At 68.3% G+C, this 20,913-nt stretch carries 22 protein-coding genes and 1 tRNA gene; 9 read left to right on the forward strand and 14 right to left on the reverse strand.

The features are described from left to right. Positions 1 to 44: 44 nt before the first annotated feature. Positions 45 to 1,247: an ornithine--oxo-acid transaminase gene (rocD, locus tag GP2_RS18725; RefSeq protein WP_006902161.1), complete on the forward strand. Its 1,203-nt coding sequence runs from the start codon at positions 45 to 47 to the stop codon at positions 1,245 to 1,247. Here rocD and GP2_RS18730 read toward each other — a convergent pair. The 3 genes from GP2_RS18730 to mca form a co-directional block, all read right to left on the reverse strand. After that, positions 1,244 to 1,732, reverse strand: a complete 489-nt coding sequence (locus GP2_RS18730; RefSeq protein WP_006902162.1) for a TspO/MBR family protein — start codon at positions 1,730 to 1,732, stop codon at positions 1,244 to 1,246. The two genes, rocD and GP2_RS18730, sit on opposite strands and share 4 nt — an antisense overlap. Before the next feature lie 85 nt (positions 1,733 to 1,817). After that, a complete protein-coding gene (locus GP2_RS18735; RefSeq protein WP_006902163.1) occupies positions 1,818 to 2,141 on the reverse strand; it encodes a hypothetical protein in 324 nt (107 codons plus the stop codon). Continuing rightward, positions 2,141 to 3,037, reverse strand: coding sequence for a mycothiol conjugate amidase Mca (gene mca, locus GP2_RS18740; protein ID WP_006902164.1), 897 nt, complete (start codon positions 3,035 to 3,037; stop codon positions 2,141 to 2,143). The genes GP2_RS18735 and mca overlap by 1 nt, the downstream gene beginning before the upstream one ends. A gap of 48 nt (positions 3,038 to 3,085) precedes the next feature. On the opposite strand from mca, the gene GP2_RS18745 reads away from it, so the two are divergent. The 3 genes from GP2_RS18745 to greA all read left to right on the forward strand — a co-directional run bounded on the left by GP2_RS18745 (position 3,086) and on the right by greA (position 4,942). Continuing rightward, positions 3,086 to 3,547 (forward strand): DUF4307 domain-containing protein, encoded by a 462-nt coding sequence (locus tag GP2_RS18745; RefSeq protein ID WP_006902165.1) that lies wholly within the window; start codon positions 3,086 to 3,088, stop codon positions 3,545 to 3,547. Then, entirely contained in the window at positions 3,544 to 4,305 is a 762-nt protein-coding gene (locus GP2_RS18750; protein ID WP_006902166.1) for a queuosine precursor transporter, read from the forward strand. The genes GP2_RS18745 and GP2_RS18750 overlap by 4 nt, the downstream gene beginning before the upstream one ends. A 145-nt stretch (positions 4,306 to 4,450) precedes the next feature. Continuing rightward, positions 4,451 to 4,942, forward strand: a complete 492-nt coding sequence (gene greA, locus GP2_RS18755; RefSeq protein ID WP_006902167.1) for a transcription elongation factor GreA — start codon at positions 4,451 to 4,453, stop codon at positions 4,940 to 4,942. 69 nt (positions 4,943 to 5,011) lie between these two features. On the opposite strand, the gene GP2_RS18760 is transcribed toward greA, so the two are convergent. The 3 genes from GP2_RS18760 to GP2_RS18770 form a co-directional block, all read right to left on the reverse strand. Next, on the reverse strand, positions 5,012 to 6,178 hold the full coding sequence (locus GP2_RS18760; protein WP_157211736.1) for an IS30 family transposase: 1,167 nt from the start codon (positions 6,176 to 6,178) through the stop codon (positions 5,012 to 5,014). A gap of 292 nt (positions 6,179 to 6,470) precedes the next feature. Continuing rightward, positions 6,471 to 7,193, reverse strand: coding sequence for a DUF4352 domain-containing protein (locus GP2_RS18765; RefSeq protein WP_006902170.1), 723 nt, complete (start codon positions 7,191 to 7,193; stop codon positions 6,471 to 6,473). A gap of 160 nt (positions 7,194 to 7,353) precedes the next feature. Next, positions 7,354 to 7,803, reverse strand: a complete 450-nt coding sequence (locus tag GP2_RS18770) for an Ltp family lipoprotein (protein ID WP_006902171.1) — start codon at positions 7,801 to 7,803, stop codon at positions 7,354 to 7,356. A gap of 266 nt (positions 7,804 to 8,069) precedes the next feature. On the opposite strand from GP2_RS18770, the gene GP2_RS18775 reads away from it, so the two are divergent. Beyond that, the gene (locus tag GP2_RS18775; RefSeq protein ID WP_006902172.1) at positions 8,070 to 8,588 is read left to right on the forward strand and encodes an SRPBCC family protein; all 519 of its coding nucleotides are present in this window, start codon (positions 8,070 to 8,072) and stop codon (positions 8,586 to 8,588) included. 41 nt (positions 8,589 to 8,629) lie between these two features. Here GP2_RS18775 and ilvA read toward each other — a convergent pair whose 3' ends face one another. The 3 genes from ilvA to GP2_RS18790 are packed head-to-tail and all read right to left on the reverse strand — an operon-like array spanning position 8,630 to position 12,468. Then, positions 8,630 to 9,838 (reverse strand): threonine ammonia-lyase, encoded by a 1,209-nt coding sequence (gene ilvA / locus GP2_RS18780; RefSeq protein WP_006902173.1) that lies wholly within the window; start codon positions 9,836 to 9,838, stop codon positions 8,630 to 8,632. Between the two features lie 49 nt (positions 9,839 to 9,887). Further along, positions 9,888 to 11,060 (reverse strand): cystathionine gamma-synthase, encoded by a 1,173-nt coding sequence (locus GP2_RS18785; protein ID WP_006902174.1) that lies wholly within the window; start codon positions 11,058 to 11,060, stop codon positions 9,888 to 9,890. A gap of 13 nt (positions 11,061 to 11,073) precedes the next feature. Beyond that, positions 11,074 to 12,468, reverse strand: a complete 1,395-nt coding sequence (locus GP2_RS18790; RefSeq protein WP_006902175.1) for a cystathionine beta-synthase — start codon at positions 12,466 to 12,468, stop codon at positions 11,074 to 11,076. Positions 12,469 to 12,525: 57 nt separating this feature from the next. On the opposite strand from GP2_RS18790, the gene GP2_RS18795 reads away from it, so the two are divergent. Continuing rightward, positions 12,526 to 13,479: an SGNH/GDSL hydrolase family protein gene (locus GP2_RS18795; RefSeq protein ID WP_006902176.1), complete on the forward strand. Its 954-nt coding sequence runs from the start codon at positions 12,526 to 12,528 to the stop codon at positions 13,477 to 13,479. A gap of 60 nt (positions 13,480 to 13,539) precedes the next feature. Next, a complete protein-coding gene (locus GP2_RS18800; protein WP_006902177.1) occupies positions 13,540 to 14,763 on the forward strand; it encodes an acetyl-CoA C-acetyltransferase in 1,224 nt (407 codons plus the stop codon). 15 nt (positions 14,764 to 14,778) lie between these two features. On the opposite strand, the gene GP2_RS18805 is transcribed toward GP2_RS18800, so the two are convergent. From GP2_RS18805 to GP2_RS18820, 4 genes are all read right to left on the reverse strand, one after another. Continuing rightward, the gene (locus tag GP2_RS18805) at positions 14,779 to 15,339 is read right to left on the reverse strand and encodes a DUF6790 family protein (RefSeq protein ID WP_006902178.1); all 561 of its coding nucleotides are present in this window, start codon (positions 15,337 to 15,339) and stop codon (positions 14,779 to 14,781) included. A 181-nt stretch (positions 15,340 to 15,520) separates the two neighbouring features. Continuing rightward, a complete protein-coding gene (locus tag GP2_RS18810; RefSeq protein WP_006902179.1) occupies positions 15,521 to 16,384 on the reverse strand; it encodes a Bax inhibitor-1/YccA family protein in 864 nt (287 codons plus the stop codon). A gap of 99 nt (positions 16,385 to 16,483) precedes the next feature. After that, positions 16,484 to 17,209, reverse strand: coding sequence for a TetR/AcrR family transcriptional regulator (locus GP2_RS18815; protein WP_006902180.1), 726 nt, complete (start codon positions 17,207 to 17,209; stop codon positions 16,484 to 16,486). Then, complete coding sequence (locus GP2_RS18820; protein WP_040527465.1) at positions 17,206 to 19,470, reverse strand: MMPL family transporter; 2,265 nt, start codon at positions 19,468 to 19,470, stop codon at positions 17,206 to 17,208. The genes GP2_RS18815 and GP2_RS18820 overlap by 4 nt, the downstream gene beginning before the upstream one ends. Positions 19,471 to 19,603: 133 nt before the next feature. On the opposite strand from GP2_RS18820, the gene GP2_RS18825 reads away from it, so the two are divergent. Then, a tRNA-Leu gene (locus GP2_RS18825) sits at positions 19,604 to 19,680 on the forward strand. 20 nt (positions 19,681 to 19,700) lie between these two features. Here GP2_RS18825 and GP2_RS18830 read toward each other — a convergent pair. Continuing rightward, a complete protein-coding gene (locus GP2_RS18830; RefSeq protein ID WP_006902182.1) occupies positions 19,701 to 20,516 on the reverse strand; it encodes an SDR family NAD(P)-dependent oxidoreductase in 816 nt (271 codons plus the stop codon). Positions 20,517 to 20,647: 131 nt separating this feature from the next. Here GP2_RS18830 and GP2_RS18835 point away from each other — a divergent pair. Further along, positions 20,648 to 20,913 (forward strand): hypothetical protein (locus tag GP2_RS18835; protein WP_083900285.1); only part of this gene is annotated, 266 nt, incomplete at its 3' end.

The raw sequence follows: 20,913 nt of genomic DNA on the forward strand, positions 1-20,913 counted from the left end.
CGACGTCGATTGTTTGCGCCGATGTGCGACGATACGCTCGAAATATGACGCTGACCAGCACCGATGCGGAACCGCACGTGGCCCGCAACTATTCGCCGATCCCGGTCACCGCGGCGACGGCCGAGGGCGCGTGGGTGACCGACGTGGACGGCCGCCGATACCTCGACTGCCTGGGGGCGTATTCGGCGGTCAACTTCGGCCACCGACATCCGCGCCTCGTCGCCGCCGCGCGCGACCAGCTGGACAGGCTCACCCTCACCAGTCGCGCCTTCCGCTCCGATCGCCTCGAGCCGTTCTGCGCCGCCCTGGCCGAACTGTGCGGCAAGGAGATGGTGCTGCCGATGAACACCGGCGCCGAGGCGGTCGAATCCGGGATCAAGGTCGCCCGCAAGTGGGGCTACGACGTGAAGGGCGTCCCCGACGGACAGGCCGAGATCGTCGTCGCCCACGGCAACTTCCACGGGCGCACCACCACGATCATCTCGTTCAGCGACGACCCCGACGCCCGCAACGGGTTCGGCCCGTACACACCGGGTTTCGTGCAGGTCCCCTTCGGCGATGCACGCGCGATCGCCGACGCCGTCGGCGAGAACACCGTGGCGGTGCTCATCGAGCCGATCCAGGGCGAGGCGGGCATCGTCGTGCCGCCCGACGACTACCTGCCGCGGGTGCGCGCGCTGTGCTCCGAACACGACGTGCTGTTCATCGCCGACGAGATCCAGTCCGGCCTGGGACGCACCGGCACGACCTTCGCCTGCGAGCTCTGGGACGTGGTCCCCGACGTGTACCTGCTCGGCAAGGCGCTCGGCGGCGGCATCGTCCCGGTCAGCGCGGTCGTCGCCGACCGCGATGTGCTGGGAGTGCTGCACCCCGGCCAGCACGGCTCCACCTTCGGCGGCAACCCGCTCGCCGCCGCGATCGGTCACGAGGTCGTCGACATGCTCTCCGACGGCAGCTGGCAGCAACGCGCCGCCGATCTCGGCGCCCACCTGCACGCCCGACTGCGGGATTTCGTCGGCCACGGCGTCGTCGCCGTCCGTGGCAGGGGCCTGTGGGCGGGCATCGACCTCGAGCCGGAGCAGGGCACGGGCAAGGAGTTCTGCATCCGGCTCGCCGAGCACGGCGTCCTCGCCAAGGACACCCACGGCTCGACGCTGCGCCTGGCTCCGCCGATCGTCGTCACCGAGGACGAGATCGATTGGGCGATGGACCGTTTCGCCGACGCACTGGACTTCTCCCGGCGCTAGCCGGCACGCACCCGGCGGCCGCGGTTGAGCCACCACGTCGAGGTCGACAGGACCGTCGCGAAGGCACACCATGCCGGATACGCCGCCAGCGCGGCCCCCGCCGGCGGGTTCACGGCGGCGGTGCGCCGGGCGAGGTCGGCGCTGCTCGCGGTCAGTGCGGCCGCCGCCACCGAGGCCGTCCCGAGAGCGCCCTTGCCGAAGTAGATCCAGCTCCAGGCCGCGTTCAGCGTGAGGTTCGTACCGAGCGCCGCGACATACGCGGCGCGCTCGTCGGCGTCGAGTTCGTCGATGGTCACGGCCGAGGTGACGGCGATGTCGGCGTACAACGCCGTCCAGGCGACGGGGAAGACCCATGCGGGCGGCACGAAGCCGGGCTTGCGCAGTCGCGGGTACCAGGTCTGCACCGCCGGCCTGGTGACGATGCTGCCGATCGCCCCGGCGGCTGCCGTGGCGAGCGAGGTACCGATCAGTGTGGGGATACGCATGGATCGCCAATACCCGCTCGAGACCCGGTTCAACCGAGGGGCGCGGTCGACGGAGACGGCCCGGGGCCGCCGGGGCGACTCTCCGTCAGGTGTCCGCGGGGCGACGCTCGGCGCCGCCGTCGGGCGTCGGCGCGTCGGTCGTGGCGCCGGTGTCCGCGTCATCGGTGGCGGACTGCGCCGCGACCGCGTCGGTGCCCTCGTCGAATGCCTGATCCGGCTCCGGGTGGTCGGTGTCGAAGGACTCCGGGAGCTTCTTCAGCTGACGGTTCATCGACCAGATCAGGAATCCGGTGCCGATCAGCAGCAGCAGGATCACCAACAGGCCCAGCGGCGAGGACTTGCCGAACTCGGGTCCCTGCGGCTCCTCGGCCAGGACCATGACGGTGTTGACGATGTCGACGGTGTTCATCACGCCTCGATTCCGGAGAACAGATCGGTTTCCGGGATGGCCGTCTTCACCCGAGTCTGCGCGAGTTCGAACTCCTCGGTCGGCCACAGCCGCTGCTGCCATTCCAGCGGCACGGCGAAGAACACGCCGTTCGGGTCGATCTGTGTCGCGTGTGCACGCAACGCGTCGTCACGCTGCGGGAAGTACTCGGCGCATTCGATCTGGGTCGTCACGCGGCCCATCAGGTCGTTGCGGCTCGGATCCCACCTCTCGAGCCACTCCTTGAACGGGCTCTCCTGGCCGTGACGCTCGAACTCGTCGGAGAACAGCATCATGCGATCGCGGATGAAGCCGTGCGTGTAGTACAGCTTCAACGGGGTCCAGGGCTCGCCGGTGCCGGGGTAGGCGTCGGGATCCCCCGACTTCTCGAACGCCTCGACCGACACCTCATGGCAGCGGATGTGGTCGGGATGGGGATAACCGCCGTGCTCGTCGTAGGTGATGATGACGTGGGGCCGGAACTCCCGCACCACCTTGATCAGGGCTTCCGCGGCCTCTTCGAGCGGGATGGTCGCGAACGACCCCTCCGGAAGCGGAGGCCTGGGGTCGCCTTCGGGCAGGCCGGAGTCGACGAAGCCGAGCCAGCGATGCTGGACGCCGAGTGCCTCGGCAGCCTTGGCCATCTCCTCCCGGCGGACCTCGTGGATCCGGTCCTTGATGCCGGGCAGGTCCATCGCCGGATTGAGGATGTCGCCACGTTCGCCACCGGTGAGGGTGACGATCAGCACCTCGTGGCCCTCGGCGGCGTACTTGGCCGATGTCGCCGCCCCCTTGCTCGACTCATCGTCGGGATGCGCGTGGACCGCCATCAGACGGAACACACCCGGCTGCGGGTCGTCGGCACGGGATTCGGTCACAGTTCCTCACCTTCGGATCGCTACTGGTCCCATGGTAGGTATTGACAAGTGAACAGTTCGGACGGGGGCGCCACGGAGCGCCCACGCAGCGGCCCGCGTGCCACCTACCCGGAGCAATCGGGTTCGGCGCTGACCAGGCGTCGCTGGGCCTTCGGACTGACCATTCTCGTCGTCGTCGCAGGTGTCGTCCTCGCGGTCATCGGCTACGGCAAGTTCGGCACCTCCGACGTGTCCGGTGAGGCCACCGGCTACGAGATCCTCGACGATCGCACCGTCGCGGTCCAGTTCACCGTCGACCGCTCCGATCCGAGCAAACCCGCAGCGTGTGTGGTGCGCGGGCGTTCCAAGGACGGCAGCGAGACCGGGCGCCGGGAGATCCTGATCCCGGCCGACGACGCCGAGCGGATCGGGGTACGCACCGAGGTCACCACCTCCAGACCGCCGGTGATCGGCGAGGTCTTCGGCTGCACCGTCGACGTCCCGCCGTACCTGCAGCCCGACCAGTCGTGACCGCGACGCCGACCGAGCCCCACGGCGCGCCCGGATCCCGGGCTGCCTTCGCGTCGATCGGCAGTCGCTTCTTCCCCCTGCTCGTCGCGCTCTTCGTCGGTGTGATGTTGATCAGCAACGTCACCGGCACCAAGGGCGTCGTCCTCTTCGACGACTGGCTGAACCTCGACATCGGACCCGTCCACCTCGAGGGGCTCGTCACCGACGGCGCGTTCTATCTCTTCCCGCTCGCCTACGTCCTCGGCGACGTCATCAGCGAGGTGTACGGGTTCAAGGCGATGCGCCGCACCATCCTCGCCGGTTTCGCGGTGCTGATCCTCGCGTCGCTGTGCTTCTGGCTGACCATCCACCTACCGGCCGCCGAGTTCTACGACGGCCAGCAGGCCTTCGAGACCGTGGCCGGCGTCGTCCCGCAATTCCTTCTCGCCGGACTCGCCGGATATGTCGTCGGCGAACTCCTCAACTCCTTCGTGCTGGTCAGGATGAAGGAGCGCGCCGGAGAACGCCATCTGTGGGCACGACTCGTGGGCTCGACGGTGGTGGGGGAACTCGCCGACACGATCGTGTTCTGCGCGATCGCCGCCACCGCCCTCGGGATCTCGTCGTGGGGCGACTTCGTGAACTACACCGTGGTCGGGTTTGTGTGGAAGACGCTGGTCGAGATCGTCATCATGCCCGTGACGTATCTCGTTGTGGCATGGCTCAAGAGGGCCGAACCGACATATCAGGAAGCTCTCGCATCGGCCACCGCTGAGTAAAGGATGTGCCAGGCATCTCACCGGCTGGTACCATTGATGTATACACGGCTCCGCAAGGGGTCGTGTTGCTGCATTTATAGCAGTCCACATGTCGCGCGGCGCAACAAGGCAGCTGCGTGGCGCGGACAACGAGAAGGAGTGACCGATGACCGACACCCAGGTGACCTGGTTGACCCAAGAGTCGCACGACCGCCTGAAGGCCGAGCTCGACTCATTGATCGCCAATCGTCCGGTCATTGCCGCCGAGATCAATGAACGACGCGAAGAGGGCGACCTCAAGGAGAACGGCGGATACCACGCCGCCCGCGAGGAGCAGGGTCAGCAGGAGGCCCGTATTCGCCAGCTCCAGGAGTTGCTGAACAACGCCAAGGTCGGCGAGGCCCCGACCCAGTCCGGCGTCGCGCTCCCGGGCTCCGTCGTGACCGTCTACTATGACGGTGACGAGAACGACAGGGAGACCTTCCTGATCGCCACCCGCGAGGAGGGCGCCTCGGGTGAGATCGAGACCTACTCCCCCAGCTCGCCTCTCGGTGCCGCGCTGATCGACGCGAAGGTCGGCGAGACCCGTGAGTACACCGTGCCGAGCGGCGCCACCGTCAAGGTGACCCTCGTGAGCGCGGAGCCGTACCACGGCTGACAACCAGCCACAACGACAGAGGCCCACCGCCTTTGGCGGATTCAAGGGGTCGTCGCAACACCAAGTGAACTAGACAAGTTCTAGCAGACGCTCGGCTGGAGTTTTCCAGCCGAGCGTTTTGCGTGGGCGACCATTGAGCTTCTGGGCGACGTGCTCGAGGTCCTCGATCCCATAGACGGTCAGGTCGGTACCCTTGGGAAAGTACTGCCGTAGCAGTCCGTTCGTGTTCTCGTTCGACCCGCGCTGCCAGGGCGACGCAGGGTCGCAGAAATAGACCGGAACACCAGTGGCGACCCTGAACGCCTTGTGCGCGGCCATTTCTGCGCCCTGGTCCCAGGTCAACGACCCTCGCAGATGCTGCGGTAGCGTGCCGACCAGCGTCACGAGGACATCACGGACCGTCTCGGCAGTGTGGTCCCCGTCGGGCAGGTGCCCGAGCATCACGTAACGGGTCGTGCGTTCGACGAGCGTGACGATCGCGGACTTGTTCTGCTCCCCGGTGATCAGGTCGCCTTCCCAATGCCCGGGAACAGCACGATCCTCGACCTCTGCGGGACGCTCGCTGATCATCACCATCGGGTCGACAAACCGGCTCGTACGATGCTCGGGCGAGCGGTGGGGTTTGCGGCGCGTCCGCCCCGTGCGCAAGGCAACTTGGATCTCACGTTTGAGACCGCCGCGGGCCTGGACATAGATGGCCTGGTAGATGGTCTCCGTGCTCACGCGCATGCCCTCATCGTCTGGATGGTCCTCGCGGATCCGATTGCGGATCTGCTCCGGAGACCATTGTTCCCGTAGACCGTCCATGACGTACTCACGCAGCGGGCCGGGCTCGGCGAGCAGCGCCGGTTTCGGGCGTGCCCGTGCGCCGGCGGCCGCCCTGTGTGCTCCGTGCGGCAGGTATCGCCCGCCGACGGTGTGCGCGTCGAGTTCGCGTTTGATCGTCGACGCCGGCCGACCCAGCTCCCTCCCGATTGCGCGCAACGACAGGCCTACCCGGCGCAGGTCAGCGATCTTCTCCCGCTCCAGCAGCGACAACAGCCGGGAACCGACTTGTTCCGGAATCGGGGACGGCGGATTTTCCATGGTCTCCATCGTGGTGCGTCCGGTCGTGTAGTCCACACGTCGCCCGTCCGGATAGAACCGCGAGTTCCGAGACTTGCGGATTCCGCGTTCCCAATCACGCGCAGTGCGCTCATTGATGGCGACACGCTCCACGGCCTCTCGCCGCGTCAGGCCCTGCCCTCGCAGTTGCAGATACTCGGCCTTGCGTGGATGCCCCAACCGATGCGACGACAACCCGGCCTGCCGAGCCCATCCATACGCGGTGTTCCGATTGACATCGAGCAGACGCGCGACCTCAGCCACGCTCCCGACCTCATCCATCAACGCCAGGAAACGAACCTTCAACGACGCAGTCTTCTCCGAAAACGACACGGTGGTCGCAACCTCCCGAAACTCGGGGTGTTGCGACCACCGTTAGAACCCGCCTTTCGGCCGGTGGGCCTCTGTCGTAGACGGGGTCAGGTCAGGAGAGATTGACCTTCACGCCGTTGGAGAACATCGAATCGTGTAGCTCGATGCCGGCCGGCTTCGCGTCGGCGGGCATGTCGTATACGAGCTTGACCTCGACCTTGTTACCGGGGTTGATGTTGTCCCAGACCGGGATGTCGCTGCCTCCCAGCGCGATCTGAGCGGAGGTGTCGGGTTCGAATTCACGTCCCTCGGCGTCGACGAGCTTCTGGGAGGTGGGCGAGAAGTCCTTGGGCTCCTTGCTGGTGTTCTCGACCGTCATGGTGACGATCACGAACTGACCCTGGGCCTCCTCGGTGAGGAACTCGTTCTCACCCACCGACTTCAGTCCCGACTCGACGTTGGTGACGACGAACTCGAACTTGCCGTCACGTACCGGCGTGTTGAGGCCCGGCGTGGACTCCCCACCGCCCGAGCCTCCCTGATCGGACGAGCTCGAGTTGTTCGACGACGCGGTGTTGTCGGAGTCGTCGCCGCCACCACTCGTCGCCACCGCGATGATCACGATCAGCACCACGAGGATGCCGAGGATCCACGGCCACTTCTTTTTCTTCTTCGGCGGGGCGGCCGGCGGCTGGGCAGGCGGTGCACCGTACGGACCGGGTGCCCCGTACTGGGGCTGCTGTCCGTAGGGCTGGCCCGGATAGGGAGCCTGGCCCGGCTGCGGGACCTGACCCGGGAACGGCTGCCCGGGCTGGGGATTCTGGGGTTCGGTCATTTCTTTCCTTTGTTAGTGCAGACCTGGAGAACCATTCTGCACAACGGCCCTGACAATTCTTCATGTCCTTCAGCCGAACCAATCGACCCCGAAAACGGGACCATTGCGTTCAATTCCGGGACATTACATCCGATGATCGACAGCACGCCGACATCAGATTTCAGCTGTGGTCGGCTCCGTATACGGCCTGCTGATACGTGAAACCCTCGTACTCCAGCTGTTCGATCAAGCCCTTCCGCGAGAACGGCGAGATCTCGCGGTAGGACCGCGCCGTCCGCGCCGCCTGCTCGTACCAGTCGACCTCGCCGTCGGCTTCGAGTTGGTTCACCGCCGCCGTCGCGTCCGACGTCGAGAAGCCTTCGTACTCGAGCTGATCGATCAGCCCTGACCTGGAGAAACCGGAGATCTCGAGGTAGTCCCGCGCCATGGCCACGGCATTCGACCGCTCCGAGGCGAGCTTCACCGTCACCTGCGACACCTCCGCCGGCCACGGAGCCGCCGTCGACTCGGGGCCGGCCCCGCCCGTGCCGGCCAGTACCCCGATCGCCACCACGAATGCGGCCAGGACGCCGGCCGCCCATGGCCATTTCCTTGTCCATGACAAATTCATCGCACGTCCTTCTCTTCGAGCGCCCCGGGAAGTGGGCCGCGTCTGCACATGAAGATGTCACGGGGGTATGACAGAAACGGCGTGGCCTATTGTCGTCCGATCGGACGAATCTATTCCTGGTCCCATATCCATCGGTTCTCCACTTTTCCGTCTATGGGTCTCTCCGGCGGGATCACGGACGGGAGGTGGAACCGCCGCCGCGACCGCACGCGGGCCCGTCCGCGGAACCGCCTGTGGGACGGTCGTGCCGGTGTTTCAATGGGCCCATGGCACGCACCTACGCCCTGGAATCCTTTGACCTCGACTTCTTCGACGACGCACCCGTGCGCCACGTGATCGACGTCAGACTCCCGGTGACGCCCGCGCGGGCGTGGGCCGAGTTCACCCGTCAGGGGACGCTCGACTGGTGCCGGGCGATCAAGTCGATCACGTTCACCTCGCCGCCGCCGTACGGCGCGGGCGCCACGCGCAGAGCGGTTCTCGGCCCGGGTTACGTGACACTCGAGGAAGACTTCTTCCACTGGACCGAAGACGCCGACAACGGCAAGTACCACAACGCATTCCGCGTGAAGAGCGCCAACGTCCCCGGCATGAGGCGCTTCGGAGAGGCCACCCAGATCGATCCGGCGGAGGTCGGCTGCCGCTTGCGCTGGACCTTCGCCCTCGAACTACCCACGACGTCCAAGGCGGTCGCGGCGTTTTCCGGCCCGGCGTCGGCGACGGTGTACAAGACGATCGAGGCGGACACACTCAAGTACTTCGCGCATCTGCCGTCGGCGACGTAACGGCCCGATCGCCGATCAGGCGGAAGACCCCGTCCACGACCTCAGCGCGAATCCTCGCGCAGGAAACCCGCGTCCCCCAACGCCCGTCGCACGGACAGCTGGTGGTCGGGTCCACGCGTCTCCACGCTGACGGTCACCTGCACCTCGCCGAGGTAGAGGTCGTCGGCGACGCGTGAGTGCACGACGTCGAGAACGCTCGCGCCCTGGTCACGGAGCAACTCCAGCAGGGCGAGCAATCCACCCGGGCGGTCGGAGACGGTGGCCGTGAAGGTCAGGAACCGCCCGGCCGCGGTGAGTCCGTGGGTGATGACATGCCGCAGCAGCAAGGGGTCGATGTTGCCGCCGGACAAGACGACGCACACCGTGCCGGACAGGTCGAGCAGACCGCCGACGGTGGCGGCGACGCCCGCGGCTCCCGCCGGTTCGATCACCATCTTGGCCCGCTCGAGCATCAACAACAGCGCCGTGCTGAGTTCCTCCTCGCTGACGGTGACCACCCGGTCCACGTACTCGGAGACATGTTCGAACGGCACGTCGCCGGGCCTGGCGACCGCGATGCCGTCGGCAACGGTGTTCATCGACACCGCCGGCACCGGGTGGTTCGCTGCCAGCGACGCGGGCCACGCCGCGGCCTGGACCGCCTGGACCCCGATCACCTCGACGTCCGGACGCGAGGCCCGCATCGCGGCGGCGACACCGGCCAGCAGGCCACCGCCGCCCAGCGGCACGACGACGGTGGACACGCCTGGGAGTTGTTCGACGATCTCCGCACCGACCGTGGACTGCCCGGCGACGACGTCGGGATGGTCGAACGGGTGGATCAGGACCGCTCCGGTCCGGTCCGCATGCCGCTGCGCCTCGACGAGGGCGTCGTCGACGGTCTCACCCGCCAGGATGACCTCCGCACCATAGGCTTTCGTCGCCGCGATCTTGGGCAGCGACGCGCCTTCGGGCATGTAGACGCGGGAGGCGATGCCGAGCTCGGTCGCCGACCACGCGACTCCCTGCGCGTGGTTGCCCGCACTCGCCGCGACCACGCCGCGAGCCCGCTCGGAATCGGAGAGTCGCGAGATCCGCAGATAGGCGCCCCGCGGTTTGAACGACCCGGTGCGCTGCAGGTTCTCGCACTTCAACCAGACGTCGGCGCCGGTGCGCTCCGACAACACGCGGGAGGCGATCATCGGCGTCCGCCGGATGACCCCGGCCAGTTCGGCGACCGCCTTCTCGACATCGGCTCCGGTCAGCAGCATGACGCCCAGTATCCACGGATCCGGGCGTCATGCCGCCGACCTCGGCGCATCAGCGCAGTGCGTTCTCCAGGTCGCCCAGGATGTCGTCGATGTCCTCGATGCCCACCGACAGGCGGACGAGGTTGGCGGGGACCTCCAGGAGCGATCCCGCGGTCGACGCGTGGGTCATCGCGCCCGGGTGCTCGATGAGGGACTCGATGCCGCCCAGCGATTCGGCGAGCGTGAACACCTCGGTGCGCGCGCAGAACGCCTTGGCGTCCTCGATGCCGCCCTTCACCAGGACCGACACCATGCCGCCGAAGCGCTTCATCTGCTTGGCCGCGACCGCGTGACCGGGATGGTCCTCGAGCCCCGGGTACAGCACCTTCTCGATCTTGTCGTGCCCGCTGAGGAACTCGACGACCTTCTCGGCGTTGTCGCAATGGCGGTCCATGCGCACGGCGAGGGTCTTGATGCCGCGCATCGTCAGGTAGCCGTCGAACGGTCCGGGCACCGCGCCCGCGCCGTTCTGCAGGAACGCGAACGCCTCGTCGAGCTCCTCGCTGTCGGTGACCAGCGCACCGCCGACGACATCGGAGTGACCGCCGAGGTACTTCGTCGTCGAGTGCAGCACCACGTCGGCGCCGAGCGAGAGCGGCTGCTGCAGGTACGGAGAGGCAAAGGTGTTGTCCACCACCAGCTTCGCGCCGGCCTCGTGGGCGACGGCGGCGATCGCCTCGATGTCGCCGACGTTGAGCAGCGGGTTGGTCGGCGTCTCGACCCAGACGAGCTTGGTCTCCGGGCGGATCGCCGCGCGCACGGCGTCGACGTCGGTCACCGGCGCCACCGAGTAGGTGATACCCCACTGGGTGAACACCTTGTCGATGAGCCGGAAGGTGCCGCCGTAGGCGTCGTTCGGGATGACGAGGTGGTCGCCGGGTCGCAGGGCGGAGCGCAGCAGGCAGTCGGTGGCCGCCATGCCGGAGGCGAAGCCGCGACCGTAGGTGCCGTGCTCGAGCGCGGCGATGTTGGCCTCGAGTGCGCGTCGGGTCGGGTTGCCGGTGCGGGCGTACTCGAAGCCGTCGCGCAGGCCGCCGACGCCGTCCTGGGCGAAGGTCGAGCTCGCGTAGATCGGCACGTTGACCGCGCCGGTCTGCGGGTCCGGGTCGTAGCCGGCGTGGATGGCGCGGGTCGAGAAGCCCTGCCAGCGAACCGAATCCGCGGCGCTGCGTCGTTCACTCACGGTGGGGGTGCTCCTATCCGACGATCGGGTGGCTCGAGACGTACGCGAGCAGGTCGTGGCGCGTGATGACGCCGATGGGCTTGCCGTCCTCGACGACCATCAGTGCGTCGCAGTCGCCGAGGGCCTTGGTGGCGGCGCTGATGGGCTCACCGGAACCGATCAGCGGGAAGGGCTCGCCCATGTGGGCCGAGACCGGGTCGGCGAGGCTGGCGCGACCCTCGAAGACCGCGCTGAGCAGATCGCGCTCGGTGACCGCGCCGGCGACCTCGCCGGCCATCACCGGCGGCTCGGCGCCGACGACCGGCATCTGCGATACGCCGTACTCGCGCATGATCTCGATGGCGTCGCGCAGGGTCTCCTGCGGATGTGTGTGGACCAGGTCGGGCAGCTCACCGGTCTTGTCGCGCAGCACGTCTCCGACGAGCGGCTCCTTGGTGTTGGCATCGAGCGGCGTGCGCAGGAAGCCGTAGCTGCTCATCCATTTGTCGTTGAAGATCTTGCCCATGTAGCCGCGACCGCCGTCGGGCAGCAGCACGACGACGACGGCGTCGGGACCCTCACGCTCGGCGACCTGCAGCGCGGCCACCACGGCCATGCCGCACGAGCCGCCGACCAGCAGGCCCTCCTCGCGGGCGAGGCGGCGGGTCATGTCGAACGAGTCGGCGTCGGAGACGGCGATGATCTCGTCCGGGATGCTCGGGTCGTAGGCGTCCGGCCAGAAGTCCTCGCCGACGCCCTCGACGAGGTACGGGCGTCCGGTGCCGCCGGAGTAGACCGATCCCTCGGGGTCGACGCCGACGACCTTCACCGCACCGTTCGAGACCTCCTTGAGGTAGCGGCCGGTGCCGGTGATGGTGCCGCCGGTGCCGACGCCGGCGACGAAGTGCGTGACCTTGCCCTCGGTGTCGCGCCAGATCTCCGGGCCGGTGGTCTCGTAGTGACTCTGCGGGCCGGCCGGATTGGCGTACTGGTTGGGCTTCCACGCGCCCTCGATCTCACGCACCAGACGGTCGGAGACGCTGTAGTAGCTGTCGGGATGCTCCGGGGGCACGGCCGTCGGGCAGACGACCACCTCGGCGCCGTAGGCGCGCAGCACGTTGCGCTTGTCCTCGCCGACCTTGTCGGGGCAGACGAACACGCACTTGTACCCTCGCTGCTGCGCGACCAGCGCGAGGCCGACGCCGGTGTTGCCCGATGTCGGCTCGACGATCGTCCCGCCGGGCTTCAGCTCGCCGGACTTCTCGGCGGCCTCGACCATGCGAAGCGCGATCCGGTCCTTGCTGCTGCCACCGGGATTGAGGTACTCCACCTTGGCCGCGACCAGGCCCGATCCGGGTTTGGTCACGGAGTTCAGCTTGACCAGCGGGGTGTTGCCCACCAGGTCGACGACGTGATTGGCGATGCGCATGTCTCCATGGTCCCAGAGTCGAACCGACGCCCGACACCCGGCCGCTTCTCTAGACTGGTGGCCGTGTCGGGTCTGAGTCGCGAGGTGGTGACCGACGGCCGATTCTGGGCGCGCATCGGCCGCGACGTGGGCGCCACGGCGGCCGCCACGGCAGCCGGCGCCGGGGCCGGTTGGGCCATGTGGAACTACCTCAACGCCCAGGCGGCGACCGCCCGAACGGTGATCCCCCACCGCACCGACAACGCCCCCGACGGCGACGGCGTCTACCACCCCGACGGCTCGGTCACCCGCTACACCCGCGACGCCCACGTCGATCTGTTCCTCGCCGTGTTCGGCGACTCGACGGCCGCCGGGCTCGGCGTCGACTCCGCCGACGAGACACCCGGCGTACAGGTGGCCCGTCGGGTCGCCGCCGCGACGGGCAAGACGGTGCGCTACGCCAACAAGGCGATCGTGGGCGCGACCTCCAAGGGGCTCGCCGCCCAGATCGACGCGATGTTCATCGCCCGCGAGCGCCCGGACGTCGCGATCATCCTGATCGGCGCGAACGACGTGACCTCGCGCAACGGCATCCGCGCGTCGGCACGCCGCCTCGGCGAGGCGGTCCGCCTGCTCGTCGGCGGCGGCGCGAAGGTCGTCGTCGGCACCTGCCCCGACTTCGGGGTCATCACCGCGATACCGCAGCCGCTGCGGACGGTCCTGCGGCAGTGGGGACTCCGACTCGCCGCGGCACAGCGGTCGGCGGTCCGCGGGGCGGGCGGTCACCCCGTCCCCCTGGCCGACCTGCTGGCCGCGGAGTTCCGCGCCAAGAGCGAGTACATGCTCTCGCCCGACCAATACCACCCGTCCGCGGCGGGCTACGCGCTCGCCGCCGACATCCTCCTCCCGCCGGTCCTCGACGCGATCGGCGAGTGGGGTTCCGCGCCGTTGCCGGAGCCGCCCGAGGAGTCGGCGGCGGTGGAGGAACCCAAGGCGGTCACCGGTCTCCGCCGTCTCCTGCGCCCGGCGTGACGTGAATCTCTTCGGACCCGACCAAGCACGTGCTTGGTCGGGTGGGAGTAGCGTGAGGGCATGGCTGAAGCAGTGATCGTCTCCACCGCCCGCTCCCCGATCGGCCGCGCCGCCAAGGGCTCGCTGAAGGACGTCCGCCCGGACGAACTCTCGCGCCAGATGGTGGCCGCCGCCCTCACGAAGGTCCCGGAACTCGACCCGGCCGACATCGAGGACATCCACTGGGGCATCGGACAACCCGGCGGCCAGGGCGCCTACAACATCGCCCGCGTGATCGCCGTCGAACTCGGCTACGACCACGTCCCCGGCGTGACGGTGAACCGGTACTGCTCGTCGTCGCTGCAGACCACCCGAATGGCCATGCACGCGATCAAGGCCGGCGAGGCCGACGTCATCATCTCCGGCGGCGTCGAGAGCGTCTCGAGCTTCGGCATCTCCGGCGGCGCCGACGGTGCCCCCAACTCCAAGAACCCGCTCTTCGACGACGCGCAGGCGCGCACCGAGCAGGCCGCCCAGGGCGGCGCCGGCGTCTGGCACGATCCGCGCCAGGACGGCCTCCTGCCCGACGTCTACATCGCGATGGGCCAGACGGCCGAGAACGTCGCCACCCTCACCGGCATCTCCCGCGAGGACCAGGACCGCTGGGGCGTGCTGAGCCAGAACCGCGCCGAGGAGGCGATCAAGTCCGGCTTCTTCGAGCGCGAGATCGACCCGGTCACGCTGCCCGACGGCACCAAGGTGACCACCGACGACGGCCCACGCGCGGGAACCACCTACGAGAAGGTCTCACAGCTCAAGCCGGTGTTCCGGCCCGACGGCACCATCACCGCGGGTAACGCGTGCCCGCTCAACGACGGCGCCGCCGCGTTGGTCGTCATGAGCGACACCAAGGCCAAGGAGCTCGGCCTGACGCCGCTGGCGCGCGTCGTCGCGACCGCGGCCACCGGGCTCTCGCCGGAGATCATGGGCCTCGGCCCGATCGAGGCGATCCGCAAGGTCCTCCGCGTCGCCGGGATGTCGCTGTCGGACATCGATCTCTTCGAGATCAACGAGGCGTTCGCCGTTCAGGTGCTCGGCTCGGCGAACGAACTCGGCATCGACCACGACAAGCTGAACGTGTCCGGCGGTGCGATCGCGCTCGGTCACCCGTTCGGCATGACCGGCGCCCGCATCACCACGACCCTGCTCAACAACCTCCGCACCCACGACAAGACGTTCGGCATCGAGTCGATGTGCGTCGGCGGCGGTCAGGGTATGGCGATGATCCTCGAGCGCCTCAACTGACGCCCGCGCGGAGCATCACCCGGTAGGAGCCACGACTCCCTCTTCGACACCCCTCGTCGCATTCGGTCCCAGGATCGATTCGCGACGGGGGGTTGTCTTTCGGTGGATCGCCCACGCGATCACGGCCACTCCGACGATGTAGATCTCGACGGGGATCGCCCACGCGTTGTTCGTGGCGTGGTTGTCGTGGATGTAGTACTGCGAGATGTGCCCGGCGAGGTCGCCGCCGTAGCTGACCGCCAACGCCCAGACCGCCGCGTCGAGCCAGCCGCCGCGGTTGCGGACCAGGAAGGTCAGGACGCAGAGGATGCCGACCGCGATGTCGTTCCAGCCCAGTTCCCACTGGAACATGCCGGGGACGAAGTCCGGACCGATCTCCTTGGCGACCTCCGCGGCATTGGGCCCGACGTGCCCGATGCCGCCCAGGATGCCGAAGACGCCTGCCGGGACGAGGACCCAGAGCAGGACGAGTTCTGCCACGCGGCCGGTGGTGCGGCGACGCGCCGACCGGTCCACCAGGATGTGCACGACGGCGCCGACGATCATCAGCGCGAACTGACTCAGAAAGAACACCATTTCTGCACGATCCCACCGTTCGCGGGACGTTTCTGCCGAGAATTCGTCACCGTGTCCCACATGTTCGCGCGTTTTGTTGCAGCTGCAACATTTGGGACCGTTTCCGGGACGAAAAGCGCCGGCGCGGCCGCCCCGGAAGGGGACGACCGCGCCGGCGGTGTCGGTTCTGGCTACCGGACCGCTAGTCCTGGTTGAAGTAGCTGAGGAGTCGGAGGATCTCGACGTACAGCCAGACCAGGGTGACGGTCAGGCCGAGTGCGATGCCCCAGGCCGCACGGTCGGGGGCGCCGGCGCGGATCAGGCGATCCGCGGCGTCGAAGTCCAGGAGGAAACTGAACGCGGCGAGCGCGATGCAGACCAGCGAGAAGATGATCGCGATCGGACCGCCGTCGCGCAGCGGGGTCGAGACGCCGAAGAGGCTCAGCAGCAGGTTGCCGACCATGAGGACGAGGACGCCGATCATGCCGGCGAAGAGCATGCGGGTGAACCGCGGCGTGACGCGGATGGCGCCGATCTTGTACACGAACAGCATGCCGAAGAACACGCCGAACGTTCCCAGCACCGCCTGGCCGATCAGCGCTCCGGCCGAGACGTCGCCGGCGACGGCCCAGTTGCCGAAGACGAACGAGATGGAGCCGACGAACAGACCCTCCAGGGCCGCGTAGGCCAGGACGATCGCCGGGTTGTCCTGCTTGCGTCCGAACGACGCGATGAGGACGAGGACCAGACCGCCGATGGCGCCGACCAGCATCAGCGGCATCGCCATCGCGGCCTGCGCGGACTCGGTATCCCGGCTGGCGATGGCGAAGTAGGCCGCGATGGCCGTGATCGTCAGGACGCCGAGGGTCATCGCGGTCTTGGTGACCACGTCGTCGATGGTCAGCTGGCGGGTGGTGGGGGGTGCCGGCTGTGCGTAGGGATCGGTCTGCTGACCGAACTGGTTCATCGCGGCGCCGGCGCCGGCCATGCCGGCCCCGAATCCCGCGTATCCGGGCTGATTGTCGCGGACCACGCCGCGCATCACCGGATTGCTGCTCTCTCGCACCAAGCGCTCCTTCAATGGGTTCGGATTACATCCACTCAACGTCTCGCCGACCCGGCGAGTTCCAGGTGGGTTGTCGAGTCGACCGTGTCGAATCCGACTTTACCGGCCCTTGACCGAGTTGTCGTTGTCCTGCGTCGGCGGGATGTCGGCGGGCAGGTCACGCAGCCAATCCCGGGCCACGTGGAGGTCGGCGCACCCGGGCCGGCGCGTCAGCAGCGCCCGCCCGAGGCACACCGCCTTCAGCACCGATTCGGCCCGCTCGAGATCGTCACCCCAGTCGAGACCGCCCTTGGCCATCATCAGCGACACCACGCCGTGGGCCGCCGCCCACAACTCCAGGACGACGTCCTCGACCTCCTCGGGACGGAACAGGCCTTCCTCGGCGAGTTCGGCGACCGTGCCGACGAATCGGGTGTGGGCACTCGCGGCCAGCACCTCGTCGACCTTCGACGGCGCCGACCCCTCGGCGCGGTTGCGGAAGGCCACCCGGTACAGCGCCGGGGTGGCCAGCGCGAAGCGGACGTAGGCGAGCCCGAGGCGCAACACCCGTTCGAGCGGGTCGTCGACGTCGGCGCCGGCAGCGTCGAGCTCGTCGTCGAGCCGCTCGAAGTAGCGGGCGCACACCGCGTCGAGAAGTGCGTCCTTGTCGGCGAAGTGCAGGTAGATCGACGGTGGCGTGACCCCGACGCGGGTCGCGACGGCGCGGATCGACATCGCCGAGTCGTCGCCGTTCTCGACGAGCAACTCGCCGGCCGCCTCGATGATCTCCTCGGCGAGGATCTCGCCGGCGCCACGCGGCGACCTCGCCCGTCTGTGTGTCCTCACCGTTCTCCTGTGCCTGCGCGTTCTCCCGGGGTTGCCGACAGGTGTTCGGGCATCTCCTCGGACAGTCCGAAGCGATCGTGGAGCTTCCGCAGCGGGGCCGGGGCCCACCAGTTGGCGCGTCCGGCCAGGCGCATGAACGCGGGGACCAGGAACATCCGGACCAGGGTCGCGTCCATCAGGACCGCAAGCGTCAGCCCCACCCCGAACATACGCATGAACGACACCTCGGAGGCGGCGATCGCGGCGAACACGATGCTCATCAGCAGCGCGGCGGCGGTGATGACCTTGCCCGTGCGCGCCAGGCCCAGCGCCACCGCGTGGTCGTTGTCGGCGCGAGTGCGTCCGGAGTGCAGCCACTCCTCGCGGATGCGGCCGAGCAGGAACACCTCGTAGTCCATCGAGAGTCCGAAGGCGACGCAGAACAGCAGCACCGGCATGGTCGCGTTGAGCGTCCCGGTGGCGGTGGTGCCCAGACCACCGAGGTGGCCCTCCTGGAAGAACCACACCATCGCGCCGAAGGTCGCCGACAGCGACAGGATGTTCAGGACGAGCGCCTTCAGCGGGAGCACGACGCTGCCGGTGAAGAGGAACAGCAGGATGAACGTGGCGACCGCGATCAGCCCGAGGACCCACGGCAGGTGCGCGTAGATGGAGTCGACGGTGTCGTCGGTGACCGCGGTGAGGCCGGTGAACCAGACCTCGGTTCCCACCGGCACCGGCAGGGCCCGCATGGCGTCGAGCTGTTCGATCGCGCCCTCGCTCATCACCGCGCGGTCGGTGGAGATGCTGAGGACGTGGGTGTCGCCGCGGGTGTCGTCGGGACTGCCCGGCGCGACCTGCCCGCCCGAGACGAAGACGCCGGCCGACGAGCCCGCGGAGTTGACGTCGTCGATCTCCGACAGCTGCCGGGTGTAGGCGGCCAGCTCGCCGGGGTCGATCGGACCGCGCATGACGACGGTGACCGCCGAGGACAGGTCGTCGTCGAAATCCTGGCGGATCTCGTCCTGGATCTGACGTGCGCTCGCCGACCCCGGGAGCACCCGGTCGTCGGGGAAGCCCATCTTCAGGGACAGGAACGGTGCGCCGAGGACGAGCAGGAAGACGATCACCGCGGTCGCGACGGGCAGCGCATGCCGCATCACCCACCGCACGAGGCGGTACCACCAGGTGTCCTCGGGTTCTTTGTCCTGCGGCGACGGCAACCGGAGCAGCCGCCGCAGCGGCCTGCGCGCGTCGAGGGAGTCGATGCGGTCGCCCAGGACCATCAGAACGGCCGGGGTGACGACGAGGGCGGCGAGCGCGGCGAGGACCACGACGCCGAGCCCGGCGTAGGCGAACGACCGCAGGAAGTACTGCGGGAACAGAGCGAGCGCACTCAGCGACAGCGCGACCGTCACCGCCGAGAACGCGACGGTCCGTCCGGCGGTGGCGAGGGTGCGCACGATGGCGTCGGGCCGCGACGATCCCCGGCCGACCTCCTCGCGATAACGGGTCAACAGGAGCAGCGTGTAGTCGATCGCGAGCGCGAGACCCATCGCAGTGGTCAGGTTCAACGCGAACACCGAGACATCGGTCAGCGAACCGATGACGCGCAGCAGCGCGATGGTGAGAACGATCGACACGATGCCGATGCCGACCGGGATCGCGGCGGCGACGAGACCGCCGAAGACGAAGATCAGGACGATGAAGGTGATCGGGATGGCGATCGCCTCGGCGAGCAGGAGATCCGACGAGGTCTGCTCGTTGACCTGCGAGTAGACCAGCGCCTGACCACCGACCCGGATGTCGATCCCGTCGCGCTCGCCGGTGAAGGTCTCGGCGATCTCGGCGGCGCGTCCCGGCGCGGCGTCCTCGCCGCCCTCGATGGACGCGATGATCAGCGCCGACGTCCGGTCGCGGCTGACGAGCGCGGAATCGAGGGTGGGTTGCGTCCAGACCGAGAGGATCTGGTCCTGCACGTCGTCGTCTGCCCCGAGTTCGGCGGTGATCGCGTCTGCCACCGATCTCGCCGTCGGATCGCGGGAGATGTCGACGCCGTCGGGCCCGTCGAGCTTCAGCACGACCTGCAGGCCACCCCGGTCGAAGGTCTCGTCGAGGATCTCCTCGGCCTGCGCCGACGCCGAGTCGGGATCGCTGTAGCCGCCGGCCAGGAGTTTGTCCGCGGCGCCCGCGCCATAGGCCCCGGCGAGCACCAGGAGGACGAAGGCACCGAGCAGCACCCGCTTCGGCATGGAGATGATGAGTCGTGTCGATCGAACCATGCTGCGCCCCCCGTCGTTCGACTTTACAGCGTTAAGTTATCAACCGTAAGTTACGGGCGTCAATGCTCGCCGATGGCTTACGACGCTGATGACTATGCTCTCCGAGGACGGTCGGACGACGCGACGAACCCCGGCCCCCATAGCCCAATTGGCAGAGGCAGCCGACTTAAAATCGGCACAGTGTCGGTTCGAGTCCGACTGGGGGCACCAGCGCCGGTGGTGCGGCTCGCCTAAGACCTGCGATAGACGAACCGCCCGACCTGGGCGTAGGCCATCCGCTCGCTCAATCGCGAACTGAGCCGGCGCGCGCCGTTGAACACGTGCGCGTCCTTGCCGATCACCGCGCGCACCCGACCGGACAGGGCCGCGTCGATGATCTTGCTCGCGGCCTTCTCCGGCGCCATCGCGAAGTTCTTCGCAAGCGCCTCCGGGGTTCCGAGCGACTTCGACGTCTGCCGCACGAGGTCGGTCCAGATCGTGCCCGGCAGGACGGTCGTGACGGTCACCTTCGACTTCCGGCCGCGGAGATCCTGCGCGAGGCCGTAGCCGAAGAACGCCACCGCGGCCTTGCTGGCGCCGTAGAACGCCGCGCCGGGGAACGGCGCGAGACCGGACAGGCTCGAGGTGATGAGCACGACGCCGCCGTCCGGCCGCTTCTCCAGGTGCGGGAGGAAGGCCCGGGTGAGCCAGACGGTCCCGAAGTAGTTGACCCGGGTGATCAGGTCGATGCGATCGTCGGAGACCTCGGCGATCGGCTGGGTGTCCTGCGGGATCCCGGCGATGTTGAACAGCCCGTCGACGTGTCCGGTGTCGGCGAGGACGAGGTCGGGGAACTGCTGCACGGACTCGCGGTCGGCGATGTCGAGAACGTGGAACCGGAAGCGGTCGGGGTCGGCGACGAGGTGTCCCGTCTCCGCCAGCCCGACCTCGTTGATGTCCGCGCCGACCACCGTCGCACCGCGGGAGACGAGGTCGATCGCGACACAGCGCCCGATCCCGTTCGCCGCGCCGGTCACCACGAAGACCTTGCCCGTGACGTCGTCCACACATCCTCCTCAACCGCGCCGGGCGAACGGCCCGGATCGACGGGATCAACCTAGCAAGCGCTTGGTCGCGCCGACAGGGGGACGCCCGGCCGGATACGGATCACGCTTCCGGTGGTGATGTACTCGTGGACATGTCCACCCGGGTACTGGCCTCAGATGCGCACGCCCCACTCCCGATCGCGACCGAGACCCTCGCCGCGAGTTCGTCGAGCTCGGCCGCCTTGCTGACCCTCGGCATCTCGCTGTACGCGATCGCGATCCTCGTGTGCCTGGGCATCGCCATCAACGCCGCGCGCTTCCGGCGGCGCCGCCTGGCGATCGCGATGGCCTGGGTGGTCGGCATCCTGACGCTCGCCGGCGTGATCATCGCGATCCTGTCCAGCGTGTACGGCGGCGG

The sequence above is a fragment of the Gordonia paraffinivorans NBRC 108238 genome, from assembly GCF_000344155.1.
In the GTDB taxonomy this organism is placed as follows: Bacteria; Actinomycetota; Actinomycetes; order Mycobacteriales; family Mycobacteriaceae; genus Gordonia; species Gordonia paraffinivorans.

Bases quoted from the DNA above. Each gene is read 5' to 3' on its own strand.
- greA (WP_006902167.1), top strand. From the start codon at position 4,451: ATGACCGACACCCAGGTGACCTGGTTGACCCAAGAGTCGCACGACCGC.
- ilvA (WP_006902173.1), bottom strand. From the start codon at position 9,838: ATGCTGCTGACCGGAGCCGATGTCGAGAAGGCGGTCGCCGAACTGGCC.
- GP2_RS18730 (WP_006902162.1), bottom strand. From the start codon at position 1,732: ATGCGTATCCCCACACTGATCGGTACCTCGCTCGCCACGGCAGCCGCC.
- GP2_RS18805 (WP_006902178.1), bottom strand. From the start codon at position 15,339: ATGGTGTTCTTTCTGAGTCAGTTCGCGCTGATGATCGTCGGCGCCGTC.
- GP2_RS18765 (WP_006902170.1), bottom strand. From the start codon at position 7,193: ATGACCGAACCCCAGAATCCCCAGCCCGGGCAGCCGTTCCCGGGTCAG.
- GP2_RS18790 (WP_006902175.1), bottom strand. From the start codon at position 12,468: ATGCGCATCGCCAATCACGTCGTCGACCTGGTGGGCAACACCCCGCTG.
- GP2_RS18735 (WP_006902163.1), bottom strand. From the start codon at position 2,141: ATGAACACCGTCGACATCGTCAACACCGTCATGGTCCTGGCCGAGGAG.
- rocD (WP_006902161.1), top strand. From the start codon at position 45: ATGACGCTGACCAGCACCGATGCGGAACCGCACGTGGCCCGCAACTAT.
- GP2_RS18775 (WP_006902172.1), top strand. From the start codon at position 8,070: ATGGCACGCACCTACGCCCTGGAATCCTTTGACCTCGACTTCTTCGAC.
- GP2_RS18770 (WP_006902171.1), bottom strand. From the start codon at position 7,803: ATGAATTTGTCATGGACAAGGAAATGGCCATGGGCGGCCGGCGTCCTG.
- GP2_RS18800 (WP_006902177.1), top strand. From the start codon at position 13,540: ATGGCTGAAGCAGTGATCGTCTCCACCGCCCGCTCCCCGATCGGCCGC.
- GP2_RS18820 (WP_040527465.1), bottom strand. From the start codon at position 19,470: ATGGTTCGATCGACACGACTCATCATCTCCATGCCGAAGCGGGTGCTG.